Here is a 26,386-nt window from a genome sequence, read left to right as displayed (position 1 = left end):
ACCGACTTGTCCACAGGCCCGCCGGGCCCTCTTGTCCCGACCGATCGTTCGGTTACTCTAACTCCAGTCTGCTCTTCTTCATCCCTTCTTGCCCGACCCGATCGCCTGATCCCGCCCGGCTCAACGAGGAGTTGGTCCCTGATGGCCGCCGAGCTCACCGTCCCCCAGCTGTCCGCCAAGCACCGGCCCACCCTGGACCAGGCCCTGGCCACGATCCGCAGCCGCGCCTACTGGTCCCCGCACCCCGAGCACCCCAAGGCGTACGGGGAGACCGCCGGAGCCGACGGCCTCGCCGCCTTCGAGGCGCTGCGCGGCACCCGGCTCGACCTCGGGCAGCCCGGCACCGACGACTGGACGGGCGCGGAGACCTCCCCGTACGGCGTGGAGCTCGGCGTCGAGTACCCGCACGTGGACCCGGACGTGCTGCTGCCCGCGATGCGGGCCGGCATGGCGGCCTGGCGGGACGCCGGTCCGGAGACCCGCGCCCTGGTCTGCATCGAGATCCTGGCCCGGATCTCCGCGCGGACGCACGAGTTCGCGCACGCGGTCATGCACACCAGCGGCCAGGCCTTCATGATGGCGTTCCAGGCGGGCGGCCCGCACGCGCAGGACCGCGGCCTGGAGGCGGTTGCCTACGCGTACGAGGAGCAGACCCGGGTCCCGGGGCAGGCCGACTGGTCGAAGCCGCAGGGCAAGAAGGACCCGCTGGAGCTGGGCAAGACCTTCACGGCCGTCCCGCGCGGGATCTCCCTGATGATCGGCTGCAACACCTTCCCCACCTGGAACGGCTACCCGGGGATCTTCGCCTCCCTCGCCACGGGCAACCCGGTGCTGGTCAAGCCGCACCCGCGCGCCGTGCTCCCGCTGGCGCTGACCGTCCAGGTGGCCCGCGAGGTCCTCGCGGGCGCCGGCTTCGACCCGAACCTGGTGGCGCTGGCGGTGGAGCGGCCGGGCGAGGGCATCGCCAAGGAGCTCGCCGTCCGCCCCGAGATCAAGGTCATCGACTACACCGGGTCCACCGAGTTCGGCGAGTGGCTCGAGGCCAACGCCCGCCAGGCGCAGGTCTACACGGAGAAGGCCGGCGTCAACACCGTCGTCCTGGACTCCACCGACGACTACAAGGGGATGCTGTCCAACCTGGCCTTCTCGCTGTCCCTGTACAGCGGCCAGATGTGCACCACCCCGCAGAACCTGCTGATCCCGCGCGACGGCATCGAGACGGACGCCGGGCACAAGTCGTACGACGAGGTCGTCGCGGACCTCGCCGGCTCGGTCGGCGGTCTCCTCGGCGACGACGCCCGGGCCAACGCGCTGCTCGGCGCGCTGGTCAACCCGGACGTCAAGGCCCGTCTGGAGGCGGCGGCCGGGCTCGGCGAGGTCGCGCTGGCCTCGCGCGAGATCACGCACCCGGAGTTCCCGGGAGCCGTCGTGCGCACGCCGGTGATGGTGAAGCTGGACTCCTCCAAGCCGGACGAATCCGCCCCCTACCTCTCCGAGTGCTTCGGCCCGGTCTCCTTCGCGGTGGCGGTCGACTCCACGGCGGACGCCCTCGAACTGCTGCGGCGCACAGTCCGCGAGAAGGGCGCGATGACGGTCGGGGCGTACACGACCTCCGCGGACACCGAGCGGGCCATCGAGGAGGTCTGTCTGGAGGAGTCGGCGCAGCTCTCGCTGAACCTGACGGGCGGGGTCTATGTGAACCAGACCGCGGCCTTCTCCGACTTCCACGGTTCGGGCGGCAACCCCGCGGCGAACGCGGCGCTGTGCGACGGGGCGTTCGTCTCCAACCGCTTCCGCGTGGTGGAGGTCCGCCGCCAGGCCTAGACCGGCTCTTCCGGATCCTGCCGGGGCCCGCCCCAGTGGAAGAGGGCCATCGCCACGCTGGTGGCCAGGTTGTAGCTGGAGACCTGCGGGCGCATCGGCAGGGACACCAGGTGGTCGGCGCGGGCGCGGAGCTCGGGCGAGATGCCGTGGCGTTCCGAGCCGAAGGCGAGCAGGGCGTCGTCCGGGAGGGTGAGGGCACGGATGTCCTCGCCCTCCGGGTCGAGCGCGTACAGCGGGCCCGGCGGCAGGGTGTCGAGGTCCACCCGGTCCACGGTGGTGGCGTAGTGCAGTCCCGCTCCGGCACGGACCACGTTGGGATGCCAGGGGTCGAGGTCGCCGCGGGTGACGACGCCGGTGGCGCCGAAACCGGCGGCGAGGCGGACGACGGCGCCGACGTTGCCGAGGTTGCGGGGGTTGTCGAGGACGACGACCGGGGCCGTCCTGGGCAGCGCGGCGAGCCGGGCCAGCCCTTCTGCGCGGCTCGGCCGGACCGCGAGGGCCGCCACCCCGGTGGGGTGCACCCGGCCCCCGCCCAGCAGCGCCTTCAGCGGTGCCCGGCGCACCAGCCGGGCGACGTCCGCCGCCACGTCCGGAGCCAGCTCGTGCGCGAGGTCCCGTACGGCATCCGGCTCGTCGGCGACGGCGATGCGCACGTCCGCCCCGAAGCGCAGGGCGTGCTTGAGCGCGTGGAACCCGTCGAGGAGGACGAGGTCCTCCCGCGCGGCTGCCTCCCGCCACTGCCGTTCGGTGCCGTCCGTGACCTGGGGATCTTCGGGATCCGCGTGCTGCTCGCTCATACCGCCGAGCCTACGGTCCCCGGCCGTTCCTCCCGCTCCCGCTCCGGGCCGGGCCCCGGCTCAGCCTCCGCCTCCGCCTCCACCTCCGGAGCGGGCCGGCGGCCGCGCGGGCGCAGCGCCGCGGCGCGCGCGCCGAGCCAGAGCAGGAACGCCGTCGGCAGGAAGACCGCGTCCGCGGCGATCATCGCCAGCGAGAAGAACGGCAGCCCGAGCAGCACGGCGATCCCCACGTGCTCCAGCATCATCAGCGCCAGCAGCACGTTCTTGATCCGCCGGTTGAACAGCGTGAACGGGAAGGCCACCTGGACGGCGACCGTCCCGTACGACAGCAGCATGACCAGCGTGCCGCTGCCCGCCAGGAAGGCCGAAAGCCCGGGCCACGGGGTGAAGTAGTCCAGGCCCAGCGGGTAGTACAGGGCGGTGCCGTCCTGCCAGCGCGAGCCCTGGATCTTGTACCACCCGGCCGTCGCGTAGATCAGGCAGACCTCCGCCATGATCACCAGCATCCCGGCGTTGTGCACCAGGTTGGCCAGGACGTCGAGGACCGCGCGGCCCTCCCCCTCCGGTTCGTGGCGGTCGACCATCCACCACAGCGCGGCGAGCACCCACAGCGCCGCGAAGGCCACCAGCCAGCCGGTGGTGAACCGGTCGGTCACCGCCCCGTACGCGAACACCGCGCCGAGCACGCCCCACAGCACCGGCCCCGCGGGCCCTGCCGAGGCACTGCCGAGCCGGCGGGCGCGGCGGGCGTCCAGCGACCACACGCGGGCGCAGCGGGTCAGGACGAGGTAGATCGCCATCAGGTGGATGACGTTGTCCCCGCCGTCGCCCATGAAGACGCTGCGGTTCTGCAGGGACAGCACCCCGACCATGAACAGCACGGACGTCGCCCGGGTGCGCCAGCCCAGCAGCAGCAGCGCGCTCGACAGCACGGAGACGGCGTAGACGATCTCGAACCAGAGGGACGAGTCCGACCACATCAGCACCGTGAAGGCGTGGTTCGAGTCGATCAGCCGGCGCGCCAGCTCCCAGCTCCAGGGGCCGTCCGGCCCGTAGAGCTCGTGGCGGTACGGGAACTCGCGCAGCAGGAAGAACAGCCAGGTGCCGGCGAAGCCGATGCGGACCACGGCGCTCTGGTGGGGGCCCAGAGCCTGACCGGTGACCTTGGCCAGGGCCCGCCCGGCGGCGGTCCGCCAGGCCGTGAGTCGCCCGTCCGTGGCCTGCCCGGCCGTGGCCCGCCCGCCGTGGCCCGCCCGTCCGTGGCCTGCCCGGCCGTGGCCTGCCCGGCCGTGGCCTGCCCGGCCGTGGCCCGCGGGCCGCCGCTCACACCGTCCACCACGGCAGCTCCCGGTAGTACGTCTGGGTGTCGGTTTGCTCGTCGGACCACTCGGGCGCGCGGACCGCCGTCGTCGCCGCGCGCAGCTGGATCCGTACGATCCGGCCCACGGCGAGGCGCCCGCCCTTGCCCACGGCCATGTCGGCCTCCGTCCGGGGGTCGAGGCGGTCCAGCGCGATGCGGCGCAGGTACTGCTCCGCGAGTTCGCCGCGCTCGCCGTTCGCCTTGTTGTCCTCGTCGTGCGAGCCGGTGAAGAAGTCCCAGGCCCGGCGGAGCTCGTTCTGCTCGGTGTGGCTCGGCAACAGGCTGTGGCGGATGGCCCGCCCGTCCTCGGCGGACAGGTCGCGCCAGTTGCCGACGACCAGCAGGCCCTCGTCCGTCCGCACCTCCACGCGCACCTCGACGGAGATGTTCTGCTGGAGCGGGTTGGGTGCGAAGAGCTTCCAGTTCTGTTCGAACTCGGGATAGACCCAGCCGTCGACCGTCTCCGCGTGCTGCTTGCTCACCGTGTTGGACGGCGCGACGTGCAGGAAGACCAGCGCCAGGTGCCAGCAGGCGGCCACGGCGACCGCACCGAGGGCGAGGGCGGCGACGACCCGGTACGGGGCGGACAGACCGGCGATCCCGGGTGCCCTGGGCGGGGGCGGTGCGTGGGGCGGCGCGGTGGGCGGTGCATGGGGCGGTGCGGCGAGCGGTGCGGCGGGTGGTGGTGCGTCCCCTTCCGCAGGCTCGTGCTCGTTCGAATCCATCCCGCCCCGATCATCTGGCGTCCACAGGGTTGACCACAGAGGTTGACACCCTACGGGCCGTCGTCCCACCATTGAAGGGCATGAACCGAACGATCGGTCGGTCGGGCGGACGAGGCGGAAAAGACTCCTGACAGGGGGCCGTGATGGTGGCAGTGACCCCGGCAGTGACCTCGGGGGCGGGGCAGGACGCGGGACGGGATGCCGGGATCGGCGTGAGCGCCGACCTCGGCGCCCAGCTCGCGGCGGCCTTCGATGCCGCCGTGGCGGCCGATGAGCGCGTGGAGCCGCGCGACTGGATGCCCGACGAGTACCGCGCCACCCTGGTCCGCCAGATGGCCCAGCACGCCCATTCCGAGATCATCGGCATGCAGCCCGAGGCGAACTGGATCACCCGCGCGCCCTCACTGCGCCGCAAGGCCATCCTGATGGCCAAGGTGCAGGACGAGGCCGGCCACGGCCTGTACCTGTACAGCGCCGCCGAGACGCTGGGCACCAGCCGCGACGAGCTCCTCGACAAACTCCACGCCGGGAAGCAGAAGTACTCCTCGATCTTCAACTACCCCACGCTGACCTGGGCCGACGTCGGCGCCATCGGCTGGCTCGTGGACGGCGCGGCGATCACCAACCAGGTCCCGATCTGCCGCTGCTCCTACGGGCCGTACGCGCGGGCCATGGTCCGGATCTGCAAGGAGGAGTCCTTCCACCAGCGCCAGGGGTACGAGCTGCTCCTCGCCCTCTCGCGGGGCACCGAGGCCCAGCACGCGATGGCGCAGGACGCCGTCGACCGGTGGTGGTGGCCCTCCCTGATGATGTTCGGCCCGCCCGACGCCGAGTCGGGGCACTCGGCGCAGTCGATGGCCTGGCGGATCAAGCGGCACTCCAATGACGAGCTGCGCCAGCGCTTCGTCGACATCGCCGTCCCGCAGGCCGAGTCGCTGGGCCTGACCCTGCCCGACCCGGACCTGAAGTGGAACGAGGAGCGCGGGCACCACGACTTCGGAGCGATCGACTGGACGGAGTTCTGGGAGGTCCTCAAGGGCAACGGCCCGTGCAACGAGGAGCGGATCGGGCAGCGCCGCGCGGCGCACGAGGAAGGCGCCTGGGTGCGCGACGCGGCCGCCGCGTACGCGCGGAAGCAGGCGGCGGCCACAGCAGCGGCAACAGCAACCACCACCACCGGAAGCGAGGCGCGGGTATGACGCAGAACTGGCCCCTGTGGGAGGTGTTCGTCCGCTCGCGGCGCGGCCTCTCGCACACGCACGCGGGCAGCCTGCACGCCCCCGACGCGGAGATGGCCCTGCGCAACGCCCGCGATCTCTACACCCGGCGCGGCGAGGGCATCTCCATCTGGGTCGTGCCCTCCACCGAGATCACCGCCTCCTCGCCGGACGAGCGGGACCCGTTCTTCGCCCCGTCCGCCGACAAGCCCTACCGGCACCCCACCTTCTACGAGATCCCCGAGGGGGTGAACCACCTGTGACCAGCACCGGCACCGGCAGCGGCCTCAGCACCGGCCTCAGCACCGAAGCGGGTCCCGTCGCCGAGGCGGCCCCCGCGGCCCCCACCGCCGCCGTCCTCGCCCTCGGCGACGACGCGCTGATCCTCTCCCACCGCCTCGGCGAGTGGGCGGGCCGCGCACCCGTCCTGGAGGAGGAGGTCGCCCTCGCCAACATCGCCCTCGACCTGCTCGGACAGGCGCGCGTCCTGCTGTCGATGGCGGGCGACGAGGACGAGCTGGCGTACCTGCGCGAGGAGCGGTCCTTCCGCAACCTCCAGCTGGTCGAGCAGCCCAACGGCGACTTCGCCCACACCATCGCGCGCCAGCTCTACTTCTCGCTCTACCAGCACGAGCTCTACGGGGAGCTCGCGCTCGGCGACGGCCCGTTCGGGCCGCTCGCCGCGAAGGCGGTCAAGGAGACGGCCTACCACCGCGACCACGCCGAGCAGTGGACGCTGCGGCTCGGCGACGGGACCGCGGAGAGCCGGGCCCGGATGCGCGCCGGGCTGGACGCGCTGTGGAGGTACACCGGGGAGATGTTCCGGCCGGTGGACGGTCTCGACGGGGCCGACGGCATCGACTGGGCCGCCCTGGAGGGCCGCTGGCTGGCCGCCCTGGGCGCCGTCCTGGAGCGGGCCGGGCTGGAGCTGCCCCAGGGCCCGCGCCACGGCGCCTGGGCCGCCGGAGCCGGCCGGCAAGGACTGCACACCGAGCCGTTCGGCCGCCTGATCGCGGAGATGCAGCACCTGCACCGCAGCCACCCGGGGGCATCGTGGTGACCGAGGGCCAGACCCGGCTCGAGGTGGAGCTGGCCGCGCTGGCCGGCTCCGTCCCCGACCCCGAGCTGCCCGTGCTCACCCTCGCCGAGCTCGGCGTGATGCGCGGGCTGCGGATGTTCGAGGACGGCCACGTCGAGGTCACCCTCACCCCCACGTACACCGGCTGCCCGGCCATCGAGGCCATGTCCGAGGACATCGAGCGGGTCCTGACCGGCCACGGCATACCGGACGTCCGGGTGCGCACCGTCCTGGCCCCCGCCTGGTCCACCGACGACATCAGCGCCGAGGGCCGCCGCAAGCTGGCCGAGTTCGGCATCGCCCCGCCGCGGCCGCACTCCGCCGGCGGACCGGTCCCGCTCACCCTGTCCGTCCGCTGCCCCCAGTGCGGATCGACCGACACCGAGCTGCTCAGCCGGTTCTCCTCCACCGCATGCAAGGCGCTGCGCCGCTGCACCGCCTGCCGCGAACCGTTCGACCACTTCAAGGAGCTGTAGATGGCCGTGTCACCGCCGTCGCCCACGCCGGGGTCCGCGAGCCCGGCGAGCCCGGCGCGCCCCGCGCGCCACGGCGCGTTCCACACCTTGACGGTGGCGGCGGTCGACCGGCTCACCGAGGACTCCGTGGCGCTGACCCTCGCCGTCCCGCCGGAGCTGCGCGCCGAGTACCGGCACGCCCCCGGCCAGCACCTCACCCTGCGCCGGCAGTCCCCCGGCGGGTCCGGCGGCCCCGACAGCCCCGGCACGTCAGAGGTGCGCCGTACGTACTCGATCTGCTCCCCCGCGCCCGCCGCCGACGGGCCGGGCCCCGCGACCCTGCGCGTCGGGGTGCGGCTGGTGGAGGGCGGGGAGTTCTCCACGTTCGCCCACAAGGAGATCACCGCCGGGGACACCCTGGACGTGATGGTCCCGGCCGGGCGGTTCGTCCTGGACCCGGCGGCCGCCCCGCCCGCCGCGCACTATGCCGCGATCGTCGGCGGCAGCGGGATCACCCCGGTGCTGTCGATCGCCGCCACCCTGCTGGCGGCCCGGCCCGACGCCCGGTTCTGCCTGGTGCGCAGTGACCGCAGCGCGGCCTCGACGATGTTCCTGGAGGAGGTCGCCGACCTCAAGAACCGCCATCCCGACCGGTTCCAGCTGGTCACCGTCCTGTCCCGGGAGGAGCAGGAGGCCGGGCTGCCCTCGGGGCGGCTCGGCGAGGAGCGGCTGACGGAGCTGCTGCCCGCGCTGCTGCCGGTCGCGGAGGTGGCGGGCTGGTTCCTGTGCGGGCCGTACGGGCTGGTGACCGGGGCAGAGCGGGCCCTGGGCGCACTCGGGGTGGTGCGGACCCGGGTCCACGAGGAGGTCTTCCACGTCGAGGACACCGCCCCGTCGGTGCCCGCCGACAAGGCCGGCGCCCCGGCCGGCGCCACCCACGCCCGGGTCACGGCCCGGCTCGACGGCCGCTCGGGCACCTGGCCGGTCCGGGAGGGCGAGTCCCTGCTCGACGCGGTGCTGCGGGCCCGCGCGGACGCCCCGTACGCCTGCAAGGGCGGGGTGTGCGGCACCTGCCGGGCGTTCGTGGTGACGGGCGAGGTGCGGATGGACCGGAACTTCGCCCTGGAGGAGAAGGAGACGGAGGCCGGGTTCGTCCTGGCCTGCCAGTCGCACCCGGTGTCGGAGGAAGTGGAGATCGACTTCGACCGCTGAGCGGCCCTCCGCGCCGCCCCCCTGTCCATTTTCAAGAACGTGTTCTATCTTGACGCACCGTCAGACAGAGCACGTTCCGGGCACGCGGGAGGACAGGCAGTGGACTTCACCTTCACCGAGGAGCAGCAGGCCGCCGTCGAGGCGGCCAAGGCCGTCTTCGCGGGCGTGGCCCCCGACAGCGTGCCCAGTCCGGCGCTCACCCCGAGGGCCGTCGCCGAGGAGTTCGACCGCGCGCTGTGGGCCAAGCTCGCGGGCTCCGACCTGCTGAGCCTGGTCCTCGCCGAGCAGCACGGCGGCCCCGGACTCGACGCGATCGCCCTGTGCCTGGTGCTGCGCGAGGCGGGCCGGGTGCTGGCCCGGGTGCCGCTGCTGGAACACTGCGCCACCGCCATGGCCGTCCAGGCCCACGGCAGCCCGGAACTGGCCGGCGCCCTGCTGCGCGAGGCCGGGCAGGGCAGCGTGGTCCTCACCGTCGCCGCGCACGGCCGCAGCGGCCACGACCCGGCCGAACTGGCCGTCACCGCACGGCGGGACGGCGCGGAGTGGGTGCTGGAAGGGGTGCAGACCTCGGTCGCCTGGGGGCACAACGCCGACTGGATCGCCGTACCGGCCCACACCGGGGAGGGCGAGAGCGTCCTCGCGCTCGTCCCCCGCCCCGCCGAGGGCCTGTCCCTCGCGGAGCAGTACTCCACCAGCGGGGAGCGGCTCGCCGAGGTCACCCTCGACGGCGTACGGGTCCCGGCCGCGCACCTCATCGACGCCCCCGGGGCCTGGGACCACCTGCGCCAGCTCCTCGCCACCGGGACCTGCGCGCTCGCGCTCGGCCTCGGCGAGGGCGTCCTCGCCATGACCAGCCAGTACACCGGCAAGCGCGAGCAGTTCGGCTTCCCGGTGGCCACCTTCCAGGCCGTCGCCGTCCAGGCCGCCGACCGCTACATCGACCTGCGCGCCATGGAGGTCACCCTCTGGCAGGCCGCCTGGCGGCTCGACGCGTCCACGGGCGGGGCGGGCGGCCCGCTGCCGAGCGCCGGCGACGTGGCCGTGGCCAAGATCTGGGCCTCCGAGGGCGTACGGCGCGTCGTGCAGACCGCGCAGCACCTGCACGGCGGCTTCGGCGCCGACACCGACTATCCGCTCCACCGCTACCACGCGTGGGCCAAGCAGCTGGAGCTCCAGCTCGGCCCGGCCGCCGTGCACGAGGAGGCGCTGGGCGACCTGCTGGCCGCCCACCCCCTCGCCTGAGGCAGGCGTCAGACGTCAGACGTCAGGCGTCAGACGACGAAGCCCGGGGCGCCCGCGTCGGTGACGACCGGGCGGCCCGCGGCCTCCCAGTCCTGCATGCCGCCGGCCACGTTCACGGCGTCGATGTCCTGGCCCCGCAGGTACTGGGCCACCTGGGCGGAGCGCCCGCCGACCCGGCACATCACGTAGACCGGGCGCTCGTCCTCGATCTTCTCGGTCAGCTCACCGATGCGCGCCACGAACTCGCTCATCGGGATGTGCAGCGCACCCTCGGCATGGCCGGCCGCCCATTCGTCGTTCTCCCGAACATCGAGGACGAAGGCCTCGGAGGGCAGTGCGGAGGCGGCCACCGAGGGAAGCGGTCCGGAGTTCATGTCTGTCGCCTTCTCTCGTCACGGATAGGTGAGCCAACCTATCCGAAGCGGCCGCGCACCCCCTACGGAGTGCCCAGCGCCGCCAGCTCCGCCTCGCGCTTCTCCACGTCGCCGAGCAGCTGCTCGGCGATCTCCTCCAGCAGCCGGTCCGGATCCTCCGGGGCCATCCGCAGCATCGACCCGATCGCGCTCTCCTCGAGCTCCCGGGCCACCAGCGACAGCAGTTCCTTGCGCCGCGAGAGCCACTCCAGCCGCTCGTACAGCTCCTCGCTCTCGCTCAGCCGCTGCTCGGCCGGCGCCGGGCCGGCCGCCCACTCCTGCGCCAGCTCGCGCAGCAGCTGCTCCTCGCCGCGCCCGTAGGCGGCGTTGACCCGCACGATGAACGCATCGCGCCGCTCGCGCTCGGCCTCGTCCTGGGCCAGGTCCGGATGCGCCTGGCGGACCAGCTCGCGGTAGAGGCGGCGGACCTCCTCCGAGGGGCGCACCCGCTCCGGCGGCCGCACCTGGCGGTCGGTGAGCATCGCGGACGCGTCGTCGGGCATCCCGTCCGAGTCCAGCCAGTCGTGGAACAGCTCCTCCACCCCGGGCATCGGCATCACCAGCGAACGGGCATCGCGGGCCCGGCGCAGGTCCTCCGGGTCCCCGGTGCGCGCCGCCTTCGCCTCCGCGATCAGGGCGTCCAGCTCGTCGAGGCGCGAGTACATCGGGCCGAGCTTCTGGTGGTGCAGGCGGGAGAAGTTCTCCACCTCCACCCGGAAGGTCTCCACGGCGATCTCGAACTCGATCAGTGCCTGCTCGGCGGCCCGCACGGCGCGCTCCAGCCGCGCTTCGGGCCGTTCGTCGGCAGCGGGGCCCGGGCCTTGACCGGGGCCGGGCTCGGGCGCTTCGGGAACTGTCTGCTCGCTCACCCGGCCAGCCTAAGGCCCTGCCGCCCGGGTGTTTCACGTGAAACATCCACCGGTTTCACGTGAAACATCACCCCGTGGTGCTCAGACTCCGGACTCCGCCGCGATCCGTCCGGACCGCACCGCCGCCACCAGCACGGCGTGGTCGGCCTCGCTCCGGTCGGCGTAGGCCACGGCGAAGGCTGCCATCGCCTCGTCCAGCTCCTCGTTCTTCCCGCAGTAGCCGGCCAGCAGCCGCGGATCGGCGCTGTGCGCGTGGGCCCGCGCCAGCAGGGCTCCGGTCATCCGCCCGTAGTCGTCGAACTGCTCGACGGCCAGCGCCGCCGGGTCCACGCTGCCCTTGCGGTTGCGGAACTGGCGGACCTGGAAGGGCCGCCCCTCCACCGTCGTCCAGCCCAGCAGGTTGTCGGACACCACCTGCATCCGCTTCTGCCCGGCCACCACCCGGCGGCCCTCGTGCTCCTCCGGCGGGGAGACGAAGCCGAGCCCGGGCAGGTGCGGCAGCAGCACCGAGGGCCGGGCCTCCTTCACCTGGAGGACCAGCGCCTCGCCCCGGTGGTCCAGCAGCAGCACCACGTAGGAGCGGGTGCCGACGCTGCCGGTGCCCACCACCCGGAAGGCCACGTCGTGGATCGCGTACCGGGCCAGCAGCGGATGCCGGTCCCCCTGGAGCGTCTCCAGGTACGGGCCCAGCGCGGCCGCCACGGCGGCCGCCTCCCCGTCCCCGACCCGGCGCAGCACCGGCAGCGCGTCCACGAAGGCCCGGCCCCCGTCGGGCGTGGCCTCGGTGGACCGGGCGGCGAACCGGGCGGAGGTGTTGTTGCGGGCCTTCTCCGAGACCCGCTCCAGGGTGCCCAGCAGGTCCCGGGCGTCGGTGTGCGAGACCAGCTCCTCGTCCGCGATGGCGTTCCACGCGTCCAGGGCGGACAGCCTGGCCAGCAGCCGCATGGTGCGCCGGTAGGCGCCGGCCGCGTCGCGCGCGGCCGCCCGGCAGGTGTCCTCGTCCGCGCCGGCCACCCGGCCGGCCAGCACCAGCGAGGTCGCCAGCCGCTTGAGGTCCCACTCCCACGGACCGAAGACGGTCTCGTCGAAGTCGTTGAGGTCGATGACGAGCCGGCCGCGCGCATCCCCGTACAGGCCGAAGTTGGCCGCGTGGGCGTCGCCGCAGATCTGCGCGCCGACCCCGGTCACCGGGCCGCCGGAGAGGTCGTGAGCCATCAGCCCGGCCGCCCCGCGCAGGAACGCGAAGGGGTTCGCGGCCATCCGTCCGACGCGTATCGGCGTCAGCCCGGCGACCCGGCCGGCATTGGACTCCTCCACCGCGCGCACCGCGTCGGGGCGGTCCGCCGGGGCCTCGAAGAGCGCGTGGGCCGACCGTGGCACGCGCGTGCGCAGCGCCTTGCCGGCCTCCCTGGTCGAGCCCTTCGCCGGTCCCGCGTCGAAGCGCGGTGCGAACCCCTCGACCCTCGGGATCCGTTGGTCCGACCCCGGCTCCACCACACGCGCTTCCGTTACCGCCGTCATGCGTTCCGCCCCCTGATCACCATCGGTTCGGCCCAGACCGTACCTAGAGCCCGGCGTCCCTGGCCAGCAGGGCCGCCTGAACCCGGTTCTCGCACTCCAGCTTGGCCAGGATCCGGCTCACGTACGTCTTCACCGTCGCCTCGCTCATGTGCAGCCGCCGGCCCGCGTCCGCGTTCGACAGCCCCTCCCCCAGCAACGCCAGTACACCGCGCTCGCGTTCGCTCAGCTCCGCCACCCGGCGCCGGGCCGCCTCGGCGCGCCCGGCGGACTGCCCGGACGCCAGCTGGTCCACCACGTGCCGGGTCGCCGCCGGGGACAGGTAGGCGTCCCCGGCCGCCGCCGCCCGCACGGCGCCGATCAGCTCGCCGGGCGCCGAGTCCTTCAGCAGGAACCCCGCGCCGCCCCCGCTCAGGGCCCGCAGCACGTTCTCCTTCTCCCCGAAGGTGGTCAGGATCAGCGCCCGCACCTCGGGCACCGCCCGGCCGAGCTCGTCCAGTGCCGTCAGCCCGTCCATGACCGGCATCTGGATGTCGAGCAGCACCACGTCCGGCCCGTGCGCGCGGGCCAGTTCCACCGCCTCCCGGCCGTTCGCCGCTTCCGCGACGACCTCGATGTCCGCCGCCGAGGTCAGGATCATCCTGATCCCGGCCCGGATCAGCGGCTCGTCATCCGCGATCACCACGCGGATCACCTTGGCTGTCACCCGTGCTCCCCTACTCGGCCTGGTACGCCTGCTTGTCGACGAGCTTGCCGTCCTTGAAGCAGAACCGGAAAACGCTGTTGCTGCCCAAGTCGGAATCATCGTCCGCCAGCAGGGCCACGCACGCGGCGCCCTGCGGGCGCGGCGGTCCCTTCCGGTCGAGCCCCTCGGTCAGGATGCTGTCCCCGCTCGGCAGCCGGGAACGCACCGCGTCCTCCGCCTCGCCGACCTGCACCCCGTCGTAGTCGGCCCGGCTGATCGTCGTGTCGCTCACCGAGCCCACGAGCAGCGCCACCGCCGCCCCGATCACGATCAGCAGCACCACCACGGCCGCGACCGCGATCCCACAGCCCAGCGCCACGCCCCCGGTCCGGCCGTTCCCGCGCAGCAGCTTGCGGTCGACGGCGACCCAGTCCACCGGCGCCGCGCCGATGCCCAGCACCTGCTGCCCGAAGTCGTCGGCGACCCCGCCCAGTCCGACCGCCCCGGCCCCGCTCTCCTGGGCCCCGGCCGGCTCGCTCCCGTACGGAAGCACCCCGGCGACCCGGAAACCGCCGTCCTCGGCGGCCCCCGCGTAGACCATGCCCCCGACCAGCCGGGCCCGTTCGCGCAGCCCCGTCAGCCCCTGCCCGCCGGACACCACCTCGCCGGCGCCCGGGCCGGCCGCCGGACCGTTGGCGATCTCCACCACCAGCGAGTCGTCCTCGTAGCGCAGTTCCACCGTGATCGGCGCCCCCGGAGCGTGCTTGTAGGCGTTGGTCAGCGCCTCCTGAGCGATCCGGTACGCCGCGTGGTCGCACGCGGCGACCAGCGGCCGGGGCCGCCCCGCCGTGGTGAGCCGTACGTCGGTCCCCGCGATCCGTGCCGCCTCCACGATCCCGGAGATGCCCGCCACCCCGCGCGCGGCCGGCTGCGCCTCCTCCGCCGACGGCGCCTCGACCCCGTCCCGCAGGATGCCGACGACCTCGCGCAGCTCGTGCATGGCCGCGACGGAGGCCTGCCGCAGCACGCCCACCGCCTCGCGCTGCCGGTCGGTCAGCACCGGATCGACCTCCAGCGCACCGGTGTGCACCGAGATCAGCGCGAGCTGGTGGCCGAGGCTGTCGTGCATGTCCTGGGCGATGCGCTGGCGTTCGCGCAGCCGGGCCTGCCCGGCGACCATCGCCCGCTCGCGCAGCAGTTGGGCGTTGCGCTCCTGGAGGGCGCGCAGCAGCGTATTGCGCTGGGACCAGTAGCGGCTGGCCAGGCCGGGCATGACCACCATGGCCAGGAACATGAGCGTGCCGAAGACGAGGATCAGCACGGGGCGGCCCAGCGACCAGTCCTTGACCACGCTGAGGACGATGGTCGCCGCGAAGGCCGCGGTGAAGGCGCCCAGCGCCCGCCCGACGCCGACGATGCGCCGCCCCGCCGACCAGCCGAGCGGGATCGCCACCAGGAAGGCCCCGGGCAGGTAGACGCCCACCGCCGAGCCCGCCACCAGCGTGAGCACGGGCAGTCTCCGCCGCAGCAGGGTCAGCACCACCACGGCCACGACACTGGCCGCCATCCGCATCCCGGAGCCCTTGTCGAGCTCCTCGACGCCGAGCCCCATCAGCGCCAGTACCGCCGCCAGCGCCAGGTCCCCGGCCAGCGTGCGCCGGGTCCAGGGCTCGGGCCCCTTCAGCCAGTCCCATCCCGCACGTGCTCTCGCCGTCGCATCCACGCGCCCGACCCTAGACACCGCGGCCGACCCCGGTCTGCTCTCTTTCGTCGCGCCCCGCCCAACGAAAGTCTCCCGGCGCATCCCGCCCCGCCCGGCCCGGATTCGTACGGTTCGCGCGGGCAAAGCAAAACGGTCGCCATCGTGATTACGATGACGACCGTTTCGTCGTTGCCAAGAACACTTTTTTACCGGTGTTCCAAGTGCGCGAGGGGGGATTTGAACCCCCACGTCCCGAAGGACACTGGCACCTGAAGCCAGCGCGTCTGCCGTTCCGCCACTCGCGCAAGTGGCTACCAGTGGCTCTTCCCTTGCGGGCCGTTCCCCTGGCGACATCGGAACATTAGCACGTCGGAGGGGGTGGATTCACATCGCTTTCCGTGCTCCCCGGGGCACCCGTGCGGACCGCCCCTCCCGCACTCGGCTCCAGGTGCGGGACACTGTCCCGGGGCGCCCCTACGATCGCTTGTGAGGACCAACACTCCTGGGCTCGTGACCGATGGGGAACCACCCGAATCCGCCATGCGTGGATACGATCAGTAAGCAGTACAGGGCGACAACGACGGAGGAGGTGCCCCATGGGAGTCCTGAAGCGGTTCGAGCAGCGACTCGAAGGTCTGGTGAACGGCACCTTCGCCAAGGTGTTCAAGTCCGAGGTCCAGCCGGTGGAGATCGCCGGCGCCCTCCAGCGGGAGTGCGACAACAACGCGACCATCTGGAACCGGGAGCGGACGGTCGTCCCGAACGACTTCATCGTGGAGCTGAGCACGGGCGACTTCGAGCGCCTGAGCCCCTACTCGGGCCAGCTCGGCGACGAGCTCGCGGGCCTCGTCCGCGACTACGCCAAGCAGCAGCGCTACAGCTTCATGGGCACCATCAAGGTCCAGCTGGAGAAGGCGGACGACCTGGACACCGGGCTCTACCGGGTCCGCAGCCGTACGCTCGCCTCCAGCACCTCCCAGGCCCCCGGCCAGCCGGCTCCGGGCCAGGGGCACCAGGCCCCGCCGGCCCAGCCCGGCGGCTACGGGTACCCCCCGGTCTCCGCGCCGCCGATGCCGGCGGGACCGCCCCCGGGCGGACCCGGCGCGCGCCGGCCGGCTCCCGGCGGACCGGGCCCCGCGGCTCCCGCGTCCCCCGGTGGCTCCGTGCGACGCCACTGGATCGAGATCAACGGCACCCGCCACCAGATCTCGCGCCCCACGCTCGTACTCGGCCGAAGCACCGAAGCCGATGTGCGGATCGACGACCCCGGCGTCTCGCGCCGGCACTGTGAGATCCGGACCGGAACGCCCTCGACGATCCAGGATCTAGGGTCCACCAACGGCATCGTGGTGGACGGGCAGCACACCACCCGCGCTACGCTCCGCGACGGTTCGCGGATCGTCGTGGGCAGCACCACCATCATTTATCGGCAAGCCGAAGGGTGAAGCGGGGGCAATGTCAGAGCTGACCCTGACGGTCATGCGGTTGGGTTTCCTGGCCGTTCTGTGGCTGTTCGTCATCGTGGCCGTCCAGGTCATCCGCAGCGATCTCTTCGGTACGAGAGTCACGCAGCGCGGTTCCCGGCGCGGCCAAAGCGCCACCGGCGCCCCGCAGCAGCAGGGCCGCCAGGCGGCGGCTCCACCGCAGCAGCGCCAGCGCCGCGGTGCGCCGACCAAGCTCGTCGTGTCCGAGGGCACCCTCACGGGTACCACGGTGGCCCTCGCGGGCCAGACGATCACCTTGGGCCGCGCCCACGACTCCACGATCGTGCTGGACGACGACTACGCCTCCAGCAGGCATGCCAGGATCTATCCCGACCGTGACGGTCAGTGGATCGTCGAGGATCTCGGGTCCACCAACGGCACGTATCTCGACCGGACCCGGCTGACCACTCCGACGCCCATTCCGCCGGGCGCCCCGATCCGCATCGGCAAGACCGTCATCGAGCTGCGGAAGTAGTACGAGAATGAGCGAGCGGAGCGAGCGAGCCGCAGCGGTCCGTCCCACCGGGGACACGGACCCGAGCGCGCTCCCGACCGGAGGGTGGGCAGTGTGGCTCGAGACCGGTTGTACCCGGAGGCAGCGTCGTCGACAGGGCAGGTGCGCATGAGTCTGTCCCTGCGGTTCGCCGCCGGATCGCACAAGGGCATGATCCGGGAGGGGAACGAGGACTCCGGCTACGCCGGGCCGCGCCTCCTCGCGATCGCCGACGGCATGGGCGGCCAGGCCGCCGGTGAAGTCGCCAGCTCCGAGGTGATCTCCGCCCTCGTCCAGCTCGACGACGACGTCCCGGGCTCCGACATGCTCACCGCGCTCAGCACGGCGGTGCAGCGCGCTAACGACCAGTTGCGCGCCATGGTCGAGGAGGACCCCCAGCTCGAGGGCATGGGCACCACGCTCACCGCCCTCCTGTGGACGGGCCAGCGCCTCGGCCTGGTCCACGTCGGGGACTCCCGCGCCTACCTGCTCCGTGACGGCATCCTCACGCAGATCACCCAGGACCACACCTGGGTGCAGCGCCTCGTCGACGAGGGCCGGATCACGGAGGAGGAAGCCACCACGCACCCGCAGCGCTCCCTCCTGATGAGAGCGCTCGGCAGCGGCGACATCGTCGAACCCGACCTCTCCATCCGCGAGGTCCGCGTCGGCGACCGCTATCTGATCTGCTCCGACGGGCTCTCCGGCGTGGTCTCCCACCAGACCCTGGAAGAGACCCTCGCCGACTACCACGGCCCGCGCGAGACCGTGGCCTCGCTCATCCAGCTCGCGCTGCGCGGCGGCGGCCCCGACAACATCACCTGCATCGTGGCCGACGTCCTCGACACCGACAGCGGCGACACCCTGGCCGCACAGGTCAACGACACCCCGGTCGTCGTCGGCGCGGTCGCCGAGAACCAGCACCACCAGTTCTTCGACGGCGGCAACGCCATGCAGACGCCCGCCGGCCGCGCCTCCGGGCTCGGCCGCCAGGCCCCCCCGCCCGCGGGCGCCTTCGGGCCCCCCGGCAGCGGAGAGGCCCCCGGGTACGGCGGGTACGGCGCCCAGGGACAGGGCGGCGGAGCCGGCGGCGGGTACGGCGGCTTCGGCGAAGCCGACCCGTACGACGGCGACGCGGGGTACGAGGACACGTACGACCACCCGCGCCGGCGGCGCGGCAAGGGCCGCAAGTGGACCACGCGCACGCTGACCCTGCTGGTGGTCCTCGGACTCCTCGGCGGCGGTCTGTACGCGGGCTACCGCTGGACGCAGACGCAGTTCTACGTGGGCGTCAAGGGCGAGCACGTCGCGCTGTTCCGCGGCATCAGCCAGAAGCTCGGCCCCCTGGAGCTCTCCAAGGTGGAGACCGACCGCCCCGACATCGAACTGAAGTACCTGCCGGCCTTCAAGCGCAAGCAGGTCGAGGCGACCATCAGCGAGAGCAGCCTCGACGGTGCCCGCGAGAAGATCGACCAGCTCGGCACCCAGGCCTCCGCGTGCAAGAAGGACGAGGAGCGGCGCGCCGCCGAGGCGCAGGGCAACCAGACGCCCGGCCCCGCCCTGACCGCCGCCGAGCAGCAGGTCGTCGGCCTGTGCGAGAAGCAGTAGACATACGCGGGCACAGGGGGCCTGCCACACCATGAGCGTTGTCACCAACACGACCACCATCGGCGCCATCGAGCTGCCGAGCCGGCGGAACACCGAGCTCCTGCTGCTCGCCTTCGCCGTGGTCATCCCGATCTTCGCCTACGCCAACGCGGGCCTGTCGATCCACGGGAAGCTGCCCCCGGGCATGCTCACCTACGGTCTCGGCCTCGGCGTCCTGGCGGGCATCGCCCACCTCGTCGTACGCCGCTACGCCAAGTACGCCGACCCGCTGCTGCTGCCGCTCGCCACGCTCCTCAACGGGCTGGGCCTGGTGCTGATCTGGCGACTCGACCAGTCCCCGCGGCTGCAGAACACCGCCAAGCGCCGCTACGGGGTGTTCTCCGAGTCGGCGCCCCAGCAGATGCTGTACACGGCGCTCGCCATCGCGATGTTCGCCGCCGTGCTGCTGATCCTGAAGGACCACCGGGTCCTCCAGCGGTTCACCTACATCTCGATGGCCGCCTCGCTCGTGCTGCTGATCCTGCCGGTCGTCCCGGGCCTCGGCGCCGACGTCTTCGGCGCCAAGATCTGGATCAGCGTCGGCGGGTTCTCGATCCAGCCCGGCGAGTTCGCGAAGATCGTCATCGCGATCTTCTTCGCGGGCTACCTGATGGTCAAACGCGACGCCCTGGCGCTGGCCAGCCGCCGCTTCATGGGCCTCTACCTGCCGCGCGGCCGCGACCTCGGCCCGATCCTGATGATCTGGGGCATGAGCCTGCTCGTCCTCGTCTTCGAGAACGACCTCGGCACCTCGCTGCTCTTCTTCGGCATGTTCGTGATCATGCTGTACGTCGCCACCGAGCGCACCAGCTGGATCGTCATCGGCCTGCTGATGAGCGTGGGCGGCGCGGCCGTCGTCGGCGCCACCGCGAGCCACGTCAAGGCCCGCGTCACCGCTTGGCTCGACCCCTTCGCCTGCTACCAGAAGTCCGGCGCCTGCGAGCAGGTCGGCCAGTCGATCATGAGCTTCGGCTCCGGCGGGGTCCTCGGCACCGGCTGGGGCCAGGGCAACTCCGACCTCATCGGGTTCGCCGCCAACTCCGACTTCATCTTCTCCACCGTCGGCGAGGAGCTCGGGCTCGCCGGGGTCATGGCCTTCCTCCTGCTCTACGGCCTGATCATCGAGCGGGGCGTGCGCACCGCCCTCGCCGCCCGCGACCCCTTCGGCAAGCTCTTCGCGATCGGCCTCTCCGGCGCCTTCGCGCTCCAGATCTTCGTCGTCGCCGGCGGAGTCATGGGCCTCATCCCCCTCACCGGCATGACGATGCCCTTCCTCGCCGCGGGCGGCTCGTCCGTCCTCGCGAACTGGATCCTCATCGCCATCCTCATCCGGATCAGCGACACCGCACGCCGCCCTGCCCCGGCCCCGGCACCGTCCCCCGACTCCGAGATGACCCAGGTGGTCCGCCCGTCATGAACAAGCCCCTGCGCCGCATCTCGATCTTCTGCGGGCTGCTCGTCCTGGCACTGCTCGTGCGGACCAACTGGCTCCAGTACGTCAAGGCGGAAGAGCTGAGCACCCGCAAGGAGAACCGCCGGGTCCAGATCGCCCAGTACGCCACCGAGCGCGGCAACATCATCGTCGAGGGCAACCCGATCACCGGCTCCGCCGTCACCGACGGCAGCGACTACAAGTTCAAGCGGACCTACCTCGACGGCCCGCTCTGGTCCCCGGTGACCGGCTACGCCTCGCAGGCCTTCGGCTCCACGCAGCTGGAGTCCCTCGAGGACGGCATCCTCACCGGCAACGACGACCGGCTCTTCTTCGACCGCACCATCGGCATGTTCACCGGCGAGAAGAAGCAGGGCGGCAACGTCGTCACCACGCTGAACTCCGCCGCGCAGAAGGCCGCGTTCGACGCGCTCGGGACCAAGAAGGGCGCGGCCGTGGCGATCGACCCGCGCACCGGCGCGATCCTCGCCCTGGTCAGCACCCCCTCGTACGACCCGACGTCCTTCGCCGGCAACTCGAAGGCCGACGAGAAGTCCTGGGTCGAGCTCAAGGACAGCGAGGACAAGAAGCTGGTCAACCGCGCCCTGCGCGAGACCTACCCGCCCGGCTCCACCTTCAAGGTGGTCACCGCGGCGGCGGCCCTGGAGAACGGGGTCGTCACGGACATCAACGCGCCGACCGACACCCTCGACCCGTACATCCTGCCGGGCACCAAGACCGAGCTGATCAACCACGCCTCGGGGTGCGGGAAGGCCAGCCTCAACGAGGCCCTGCGCGTCTCCTGCAACTCCGTCTTCGCCAACATGGGCGACAAGGTGACGCGGGACAACATGGTCAAGACCGCGGAGAAGTTCGGCTTCAACAACGACAAGATCGACACGCCGGTCCGCGCCTTCGCCAGCGTCTACGACAAGACCATGGGCAAGGACGGCAACGCCCTCAGCTCCATCGGCCAGTTCAACACGGCCGCCACCCCGCTGCAGATGGCCATGGTCACCGCCGCCATCGCCAACGACGGCAAGCTGATGAAGCCGTACATGGTCAACCAGCTGGAATCGCCCGGCCTCGACGTCATCGAGAAGCACGAGCCGCAGGAAATGAGCCGGCCCCTCTCCGCGGACAACGCGAAGAAGCTCCAGGAGATGATGGTCAACGTCGTCGAGAAGGGCACCGGCACCACCGCCAAGATCAGGGGCACCGTCGTCGGCGGCAAGACCGGCACCGCCCAGCACGGCGAGGGCAACAAGAAGCGCCCGTACGCCTGGTTCATCTCCTACGCCGAGAACCCCGACGGCTCCTCGCCCGTCGCCGTCGCCGTCGTGATCGAGGACAGCAGCGCGGACCGCGAGGACATCTCCGGTGCCGGTCTCGCCGCACCCGTTGCCAAGGCCGTCATGGAAGCCGTATTGAAGAGCAGCAAGGGGTGACGGGAGAGGCCGTGCACCACGAGAGAGCCGCAAGGGGCATACAGGTGTGACCCAGGTCACCGATCGCGCCCGGATCCGTGCGTACGGTACCGGTCCGATATCAGCCTGTGGTCACGAACCGATCACCGACGATCGGCCGGTAGCCTTTGCGCGAACAGCACACCGCCGGACCACACACGGGTGCGGTCGGGACTGACGGAGAGGGCTGCAACGTTATGGAAGAGCCGCGTCGCCTCGGCGGCCGGTACGAGCTGAGCCACGTGCTCGGCCGCGGTGGCATGGCCGAGGTCTACCTCGCCCACGACACCCGGCTCGGCCGTACCGTCGCCGTCAAGACCCTGCGCGCCGATCTCGCCCGCGACCCGTCCTTCCAGGCCCGGTTCCGTCGCGAGGCCCAGTCGGCCGCATCGCTCAACCACCCGGCGATCGTCGCCGTGTACGACACCGGCGAGGACTACGTCGACAACATCTCCATCCCGTACATCGTGATGGAGTACGTCGACGGCTCGACCCTGCGCGAGCTCCTGCACTCGGGCCGCAAGCTGCTGCCCGAGCGCACCCTGGAGATGTGCATCGGCATCCTCCAGGCGCTGGAGTACTCGCACCGCGCCGGCATCGTGCACCGCGACATCAAGCCCGCCAACGTCATGCTGACCCGGACCGGCCAGGTCAAGGTCATGGACTTCGGCATCGCCCGCGCCATGGGCGACTCTGGCATGACCATGACGCAGACCGCGGCCGTCATCGGCACCGCCCAGTACCTCTCCCCGGAGCAGGCCAGGGGCGAGCAGGTCGACGCGCGCTCCGACCTCTACTCGGCCGGCTGCCTGCTGTACGAGCTCCTCGCCGTCCGGCCGCCGTTCATCGGCGACTCCCCGGTCGCCGTGGCGTACCAGCACGTACGGGAAGAGCCCCAGCCCCCGTCGAACTTCGACTCCGAGATCACGCCCGAGATGGACGCGATCGTGTTGAAGGCGCTGGTCAAGGACGCCGACTACCGCTACCAGTCGGCCGACGAGATGCGCGCCGACATCGAGGCCTGCCTCGACGGCCAGCCCGTCGCCGCCACCGCCGCCATGGGCGTGGCCGGCTACGGCTACCCCGACCAGGGCCACGGCTACGGGCACCAGGGCTACGACCAGCCCACCACCGCCCTGCGCACCGCCGACCCGGGCCAGACCTCCATGCTCCCGCCGATGCCCCCGGGCGACGCGGGGTACGGGTACGGGGACCAGGGCGGCTACGACCAGGGCGGCCACGGCCGCCGGCCGCAGAAGAAGAGCAAGGCCTCGACGATCCTGCTGGTGACCGCCGGCATCCTCGTCCTGGTCGGGGCGATCCTCATCGGGCGCTCCCTCTTCAGCGGCGGCGCCGACAACCGGCCCGTGGTGCCCAAGCTCATCGGCGAGACCTTCGAGCAGGCGCAGAAGAACGGCGACAACGTCGGCCTCACCGTCCAGAAGGAGGGTGAGATGCCGTGCGACGCCGCGCCCAAGGGCAGCGTCTGCGAGCAGAACCCGGCCGAGGGCACCAAGGTCGACAAGAAGTCCGTCGTCAAGGTGAAGGTCTCCACCGGCGCGCCCAAGGTCGCCGTCCCGAACGTCATGAACCTGGCGGTCGCGGATGCGGAGAAGGCGCTCACGGAGAAGGGCTTCGTGGTCGACAAGAAGATGGTCGAGTCCAACCGGGACCCGGGCACCGTCCTCGACCAGAACCCGAAGGGCGGCGAGGCCGAGAAGGGCTCGACGGTCAGCCTCCAGGTGGCCAAGGAGCAGTCCAAGGCCACGGTCCCGGACCTCACGGGCAAGACCAAGGAGCAGGCCGCCAAGGCGCTGACGGACGTGAAGCTGAAGCTCGGCAGCGTCACGGAGATCGATTCCCCCGGGTCCCCGCCGAAGACGGTGGTCGCGCAGGACCGCCAGCCCAACGACTCCGTCGAGGTGGGCTCCACGGTCAACATCTCCATCGCCAAGTCCGTCCAGCAGGTCCCGGTCCCGAACCTGGCCGGCAAGACGGTCAACCAGGCCAAGGCGGAGCTCGCCTCCAAGGGCCTGGTCTTCGGTTCCGTGCTCTCGGGCCCGAACGACGGCAAGGCGATCGTCCTGACCTCGGACCCCGGCCTCGGCCAGCAGGTCCCGGCGGGCACGGTGGTCAACGTCAACACCCTCGCCGGCGGCCAGCAGAACGGCGGCAACAACAACGGCGGCGGAGGCTTCTTCGGAGGCCTCTCCGGCCGCTGACGGCGAGCGGCGCACCGGCTTCGGCCGATCCGGCGCGAAAAGGGTCCGGCCCCCCTCATCGAGGGGGGCCGGACCCTTTTGCCGTCCGCGCCGTCCGGCGGCGCCACAGCCCCCACCAGGGGCTTCCTGACCGGCAAGGCGGTTACTGGCGGAGCTCCACCGGCGGGGTGCGCTTGTCGTCGACCTTCTCCGTGCGGACCAGCTCGCCCCACACGATGTAGCGGTACTTCGAGGTGTACACGGGCGTGCAGGTCGTCAGGGTGATGTAGCGGCCCGCGGCCGTCCTGCCGGATTCCTTGGGGACCGGGCTGATCGCGTCCACGTTGTACCGCGAGGTCTGCTTGAGCTCCGCGAAGACCTTGTAGACGTACCAGGTGTCGCGGGTCTCGAAGACGACCGCGTCGCCCTTGCCGAGCTTGTCGATGTTGTGGAACTTCGCCCCGTGGCCGTCGCGGTGCGCCGCGAGCGTGAAGTTGCCCGTCGCGTCCCACGGCAGCGCCGACTTGATCGGCTCCGTGTAGTACCCGGCGACGCCCTCGTTGATGACGTCGGCCTGCGTACCCCGTTTGACGAGCACCTCGCCGTTCTTCATCGCCGGCACGTGCAGGAACCCGATGCCGCCCTGGGTGTCCAGCGCCCCCGGCTCGGCGGGCGCCGACGGGGCGGCCGCCGGCAGGTCCCACTGTTCGCGGACCGCGTCGCCGCGCGCCGAGGCGTCCCGGTCCGCGAGCACGTTCGTCCACCACAGCGAGTAGGCCACGAACAGGCCGAGCACCAGGCCCACCGTGATCAGGAGCTCGCCCAGCAGGCTCAGGAACCCCGCGAGGAGACTGCGGTTCGGGGGCGGTGCGGCACGTGACACTGCGGATCCTCTACGGGCTGGCCAGTTCGGGCGGAGCACCCTGGCTGCGGGGGCGTTCACCGGTCATCCTGCCCCATACGATCAACCGATAGGTGCTGGTGAACTCCGGGGTGCAGGTGGTCAGGGTGATGTACCGGCCCGCGGATGTGAAGCCCGAGCCCTCGGGTACGGGCCCCAGGACCGCGACGTTCTTCGTCGACGTCTGCGCCAGCTGCGAGGCCATCTCGTACGTGTAGTACGTGTCCCGCGTCTCGACCACGATCTTGTCCCCCGGCACCAGCCGGTTGATGTAGCGGAACGGTTCTCCGTGCGTGTTGCGGTGGCCCGCCAGCCCGAAGTTGCCCTGGGCGTCCGAGGGCATCGCCGACTTCACCGAGTTCTCGCCGCCGTCGTAGTGCCCGACCAGTCCCTTGTCGAGCACCTTCGGCTTGCTGATGCCCTCGGCCACCGGCACCTTCACGTCCAGCTTCGGGATGTGCAGGATCGCGAAGCCCTGGCCGGGCTCGAAGGCGGTCACGGGCGGGGCGGCCGCCCCGGGCGCCGCGTCACCGCCCTGCTGCCAGTTCTGCTGGAGGGAGCCGGCCGCGTCCTGGGCCGTCCGGTCCGCCAGGAAGTTCGTGTACCAGATCTGGTAGACGACGAAGAGCAGCATCACCAGGCCCAGCGTGATGAACAGCTCCCCGCCGAGCCGGCTGAGGACCACCAGCGGGCTGCCCGAGGCGGACCGCCTGCGCCGCCGGCCCCGGCCCCGGCTGCCCGTACGCGTACGGGAGCGCTTCGCGGCCTCCTGCGCCGCCCTGCGCCGCGCGGCCCGGCCCTCCGTGGGCGCGGACGGCGCGACCGACGTCACGCGACGGCCTTGCCCACCACCGGGGCCAGCCCCACCGAGCGCTCCACCGCGCCCGCGTCACCGCAGCGCACCAGCCAGTTCGCGAGCATCCGGTGGCCCCACTCGGTCAGCACGGACTCGGGGTGGAACTGCACGCCCTCGACGTCGTGCTCGCGGTGGCGCAGGCCCATGATGATCCCGTCCGCGGTGCGCGCGGTGACCTCCAGGGCGTCCGGGAGGGTCTGCGGCTCGGCGGCGAGCGAGTGGTAGCGGGTCGCGGTGAACGGCGAGGGCAGTCCCGAGAAGACGCCGAGGCCCTCGTGCAGCACCGGCGAGGTCTTGCCGTGCAGCAGTTCCGGGGCCCGGCCGACGACGCCGCCGTAGGCGACGGCCATCGACTGCATGCCGAGGCAGACGCCGAAGACGGGGACGCCGGTGTCCGCGCAGTGGCGGACCATGTCCACGCAGACGCCCGCCTCTTCCGGGGTCCCCGGGCCGGGGGAGAGCAGGACCCCGTCGAATCCGTCCTGGGCGTGGGCGAGAGCGACCTCGTCGTTGCGCAGCACCTCGCACTCGGCGCCGAGCTGGTAGAGGTACTGGACCAGGTTGAAGACAAAGCTGTCGTAGTTGTCGACAACCAGAATGCGCGCGCTCACGGAGTGGCTCCCGATCCCTCGTCCACCGTCACATCGTTGAACGGGAGCAGGGGCTCGGCCCACGGGAAGACGTACTGGAACAGCACGAACACCACCGCGAGCACCAGCACGAGGGAGATCAGCACGCGTACCCACGCGTTTCCCGGCAGATGCCGCCAGATCCAGCCGTACATGCCGCCTGTGTCCTTTTCGTCCACG

At 72.0% G+C, this 26,386-nt stretch carries 24 protein-coding genes, 1 tRNA gene and 1 pseudogene; 13 read left to right on the top strand and 13 right to left on the bottom strand.

Annotation, left to right across the window (positions count from 1 at the left end):
* Positions 1-141 precede the first annotated feature (141 nt).
* Positions 142-1,824: a phenylacetic acid degradation protein PaaN gene (paaN, locus tag DRB96_RS03415; protein WP_112446697.1), complete on the top strand. Its 1,683-nt coding sequence runs from the start codon at positions 142-144 to the stop codon at positions 1,822-1,824.
* On the opposite strand, the gene DRB96_RS03410 is transcribed toward paaN, so the two are convergent.
* The 3 genes from DRB96_RS03410 to DRB96_RS03395 all read right to left on the bottom strand — a co-directional run bounded on the left by DRB96_RS03410 (position 1,821) and on the right by DRB96_RS03395 (position 4,778).
* Positions 1,821-2,621, bottom strand: coding sequence for an RNA methyltransferase (locus DRB96_RS03410; RefSeq protein ID WP_112446696.1), 801 nt, complete (start codon positions 2,619-2,621; stop codon positions 1,821-1,823). The two genes, paaN and DRB96_RS03410, sit on opposite strands and share 4 nt — an antisense overlap.
* Positions 2,618-3,793: an HTTM domain-containing protein gene (locus tag DRB96_RS03405; RefSeq protein ID WP_239516800.1), complete on the bottom strand. Its 1,176-nt coding sequence runs from the start codon at positions 3,791-3,793 to the stop codon at positions 2,618-2,620. The genes DRB96_RS03410 and DRB96_RS03405 overlap by 4 nt, the downstream gene beginning before the upstream one ends.
* Before the next feature lie 151 nt (positions 3,794-3,944).
* Complete coding sequence (locus tag DRB96_RS03395) at positions 3,945-4,778, bottom strand: DUF5819 family protein (RefSeq protein WP_112446695.1); 834 nt, start codon at positions 4,776-4,778, stop codon at positions 3,945-3,947.
* 71 nt (positions 4,779-4,849) lie between these two features.
* On the opposite strand from DRB96_RS03395, the gene paaA reads away from it, so the two are divergent.
* The 6 genes from paaA to DRB96_RS03365 all read left to right on the top strand — a co-directional run bounded on the left by paaA (position 4,850) and on the right by DRB96_RS03365 (position 9,910).
* Complete coding sequence (paaA, locus tag DRB96_RS03390; RefSeq protein ID WP_204357626.1) at positions 4,850-5,905, top strand: 1,2-phenylacetyl-CoA epoxidase subunit PaaA; 1,056 nt, start codon at positions 4,850-4,852, stop codon at positions 5,903-5,905.
* Entirely contained in the window at positions 5,902-6,186 is a 285-nt protein-coding gene (paaB, locus tag DRB96_RS03385) for a 1,2-phenylacetyl-CoA epoxidase subunit PaaB (protein WP_030153111.1), read from the top strand. The genes paaA and paaB overlap by 4 nt, the downstream gene beginning before the upstream one ends.
* 116 nt (positions 6,187-6,302) lie before the next feature.
* Positions 6,303-6,983 carry a 1,2-phenylacetyl-CoA epoxidase subunit PaaC gene (gene paaC / locus DRB96_RS03380; protein WP_239516799.1) on the top strand — a complete coding sequence of 227 codons (681 nt, stop codon included), beginning with the start codon at positions 6,303-6,305 and terminating at the stop codon, positions 6,981-6,983.
* A complete protein-coding gene (gene paaD, locus DRB96_RS03375; RefSeq protein ID WP_112446693.1) occupies positions 6,977-7,477 on the top strand; it encodes a 1,2-phenylacetyl-CoA epoxidase subunit PaaD in 501 nt (166 codons plus the stop codon). The genes paaC and paaD overlap by 7 nt, the downstream gene beginning before the upstream one ends.
* Positions 7,478-8,668, top strand: a complete 1,191-nt coding sequence (locus DRB96_RS03370) for a 2Fe-2S iron-sulfur cluster-binding protein (RefSeq protein WP_112446692.1) — start codon at positions 7,478-7,480, stop codon at positions 8,666-8,668.
* Between the two features lie 99 nt (positions 8,669-8,767).
* Entirely contained in the window at positions 8,768-9,910 is a 1,143-nt protein-coding gene (locus DRB96_RS03365; protein WP_112446691.1) for an acyl-CoA dehydrogenase family protein, read from the top strand.
* A gap of 29 nt (positions 9,911-9,939) precedes the next feature.
* On the opposite strand, the gene DRB96_RS03360 is transcribed toward DRB96_RS03365, so the two are convergent.
* From DRB96_RS03360 to DRB96_RS03335, 6 genes are all read right to left on the bottom strand, one after another.
* A complete protein-coding gene (locus DRB96_RS03360) occupies positions 9,940-10,284 on the bottom strand; it encodes a rhodanese-like domain-containing protein (RefSeq protein ID WP_112446690.1) in 345 nt (114 codons plus the stop codon).
* A 62-nt stretch (positions 10,285-10,346) separates the two neighbouring features.
* The gene (locus tag DRB96_RS03355; protein ID WP_239516798.1) at positions 10,347-11,105 is read right to left on the bottom strand and encodes a J domain-containing protein; all 759 of its coding nucleotides are present in this window, start codon (positions 11,103-11,105) and stop codon (positions 10,347-10,349) included.
* 168 nt (positions 11,106-11,273) lie between these two features.
* Positions 11,274-12,713 (bottom strand): DUF2252 domain-containing protein, encoded by a 1,440-nt coding sequence (locus tag DRB96_RS03350; protein ID WP_112446688.1) that lies wholly within the window; start codon positions 12,711-12,713, stop codon positions 11,274-11,276.
* A gap of 43 nt (positions 12,714-12,756) precedes the next feature.
* Positions 12,757-13,416: a response regulator transcription factor gene (locus DRB96_RS03345; RefSeq protein ID WP_112446687.1), complete on the bottom strand. Its 660-nt coding sequence runs from the start codon at positions 13,414-13,416 to the stop codon at positions 12,757-12,759.
* Between the two features lie 10 nt (positions 13,417-13,426).
* A complete protein-coding gene (locus DRB96_RS03340) occupies positions 13,427-15,118 on the bottom strand; it encodes a histidine kinase (protein ID WP_162688599.1) in 1,692 nt (563 codons plus the stop codon).
* 201 nt (positions 15,119-15,319) lie between these two features.
* Positions 15,320-15,402 (bottom strand) — tRNA-Leu (locus DRB96_RS03335).
* A 291-nt stretch (positions 15,403-15,693) separates the two neighbouring features.
* Between DRB96_RS03335 and DRB96_RS03330 the strand changes: the two genes are divergently transcribed.
* The 6 genes from DRB96_RS03330 (at position 15,694) to pknB (ending at position 23,841) form a co-directional block, all read left to right on the top strand.
* Positions 15,694-16,542 (top strand): DUF3662 and FHA domain-containing protein, encoded by an 849-nt coding sequence (locus DRB96_RS03330; protein WP_112446685.1) that lies wholly within the window; start codon positions 15,694-15,696, stop codon positions 16,540-16,542.
* 10 nt (positions 16,543-16,552) lie between these two features.
* Positions 16,553-17,056, top strand: a complete 504-nt coding sequence (locus tag DRB96_RS03325; RefSeq protein ID WP_112446684.1) for an FHA domain-containing protein — start codon at positions 16,553-16,555, stop codon at positions 17,054-17,056.
* Positions 17,057-17,203: 147 nt separating this feature from the next.
* Complete coding sequence (locus DRB96_RS03320; RefSeq protein ID WP_239516169.1) at positions 17,204-18,682, top strand: PP2C family serine/threonine-protein phosphatase; 1,479 nt, start codon at positions 17,204-17,206, stop codon at positions 18,680-18,682.
* Positions 18,683-18,713: 31 nt separating this feature from the next.
* Complete coding sequence (locus tag DRB96_RS03315) at positions 18,714-20,138, top strand: FtsW/RodA/SpoVE family cell cycle protein (RefSeq protein WP_112446682.1); 1,425 nt, start codon at positions 18,714-18,716, stop codon at positions 20,136-20,138.
* Positions 20,135-21,601 carry a penicillin-binding transpeptidase domain-containing protein gene (locus DRB96_RS03310; protein ID WP_112446681.1) on the top strand — a complete coding sequence of 489 codons (1,467 nt, stop codon included), beginning with the start codon at positions 20,135-20,137 and terminating at the stop codon, positions 21,599-21,601. The genes DRB96_RS03315 and DRB96_RS03310 overlap by 4 nt, the downstream gene beginning before the upstream one ends.
* Positions 21,602-21,816: 215 nt before the next feature.
* The gene (pknB, locus tag DRB96_RS03300; protein WP_112446680.1) at positions 21,817-23,841 is read left to right on the top strand and encodes a Stk1 family PASTA domain-containing Ser/Thr kinase; all 2,025 of its coding nucleotides are present in this window, start codon (positions 21,817-21,819) and stop codon (positions 23,839-23,841) included.
* A 142-nt stretch (positions 23,842-23,983) separates the two neighbouring features.
* On the opposite strand, the gene DRB96_RS03295 is transcribed toward pknB, so the two are convergent.
* The 4 genes and pseudogenes from DRB96_RS03295 to DRB96_RS42650 all read right to left on the bottom strand — a co-directional run bounded on the left by DRB96_RS03295 (position 23,984) and on the right by DRB96_RS42650 (position 26,385).
* Positions 23,984-24,703 (bottom strand): class E sortase, encoded by a 720-nt coding sequence (locus DRB96_RS03295; protein ID WP_239516168.1) that lies wholly within the window; start codon positions 24,701-24,703, stop codon positions 23,984-23,986.
* Positions 24,704-24,713: 10 nt separating this feature from the next.
* A pseudogene (locus DRB96_RS03290) lies at positions 24,714-25,442 on the bottom strand (class E sortase); the annotation flags it as partial.
* 107 nt (positions 25,443-25,549) lie between these two features.
* The gene (locus DRB96_RS03285) at positions 25,550-26,188 is read right to left on the bottom strand and encodes an aminodeoxychorismate/anthranilate synthase component II (RefSeq protein ID WP_112446678.1); all 639 of its coding nucleotides are present in this window, start codon (positions 26,186-26,188) and stop codon (positions 25,550-25,552) included.
* On the bottom strand, positions 26,185-26,385 hold the full coding sequence (locus DRB96_RS42650; protein WP_162688402.1) for a hypothetical protein: 201 nt from the start codon (positions 26,383-26,385) through the stop codon (positions 26,185-26,187). Before DRB96_RS42650 ends, DRB96_RS03285 begins: the two co-directional genes overlap by 4 nt.
* Between the last annotated feature and the right edge of the window lies 1 nt (position 26,386).

It is taken from the genome of Streptomyces sp. ICC1, assembly GCF_003287935.1.
Classification (GTDB): domain Bacteria; phylum Actinomycetota; class Actinomycetes; order Streptomycetales; family Streptomycetaceae; genus Streptomyces; species Streptomyces tritrimontium.
The sequence above is the reverse complement of the archived record's forward strand: the minus strand, read 5'-3'. Positions and strand labels throughout refer to the sequence as shown.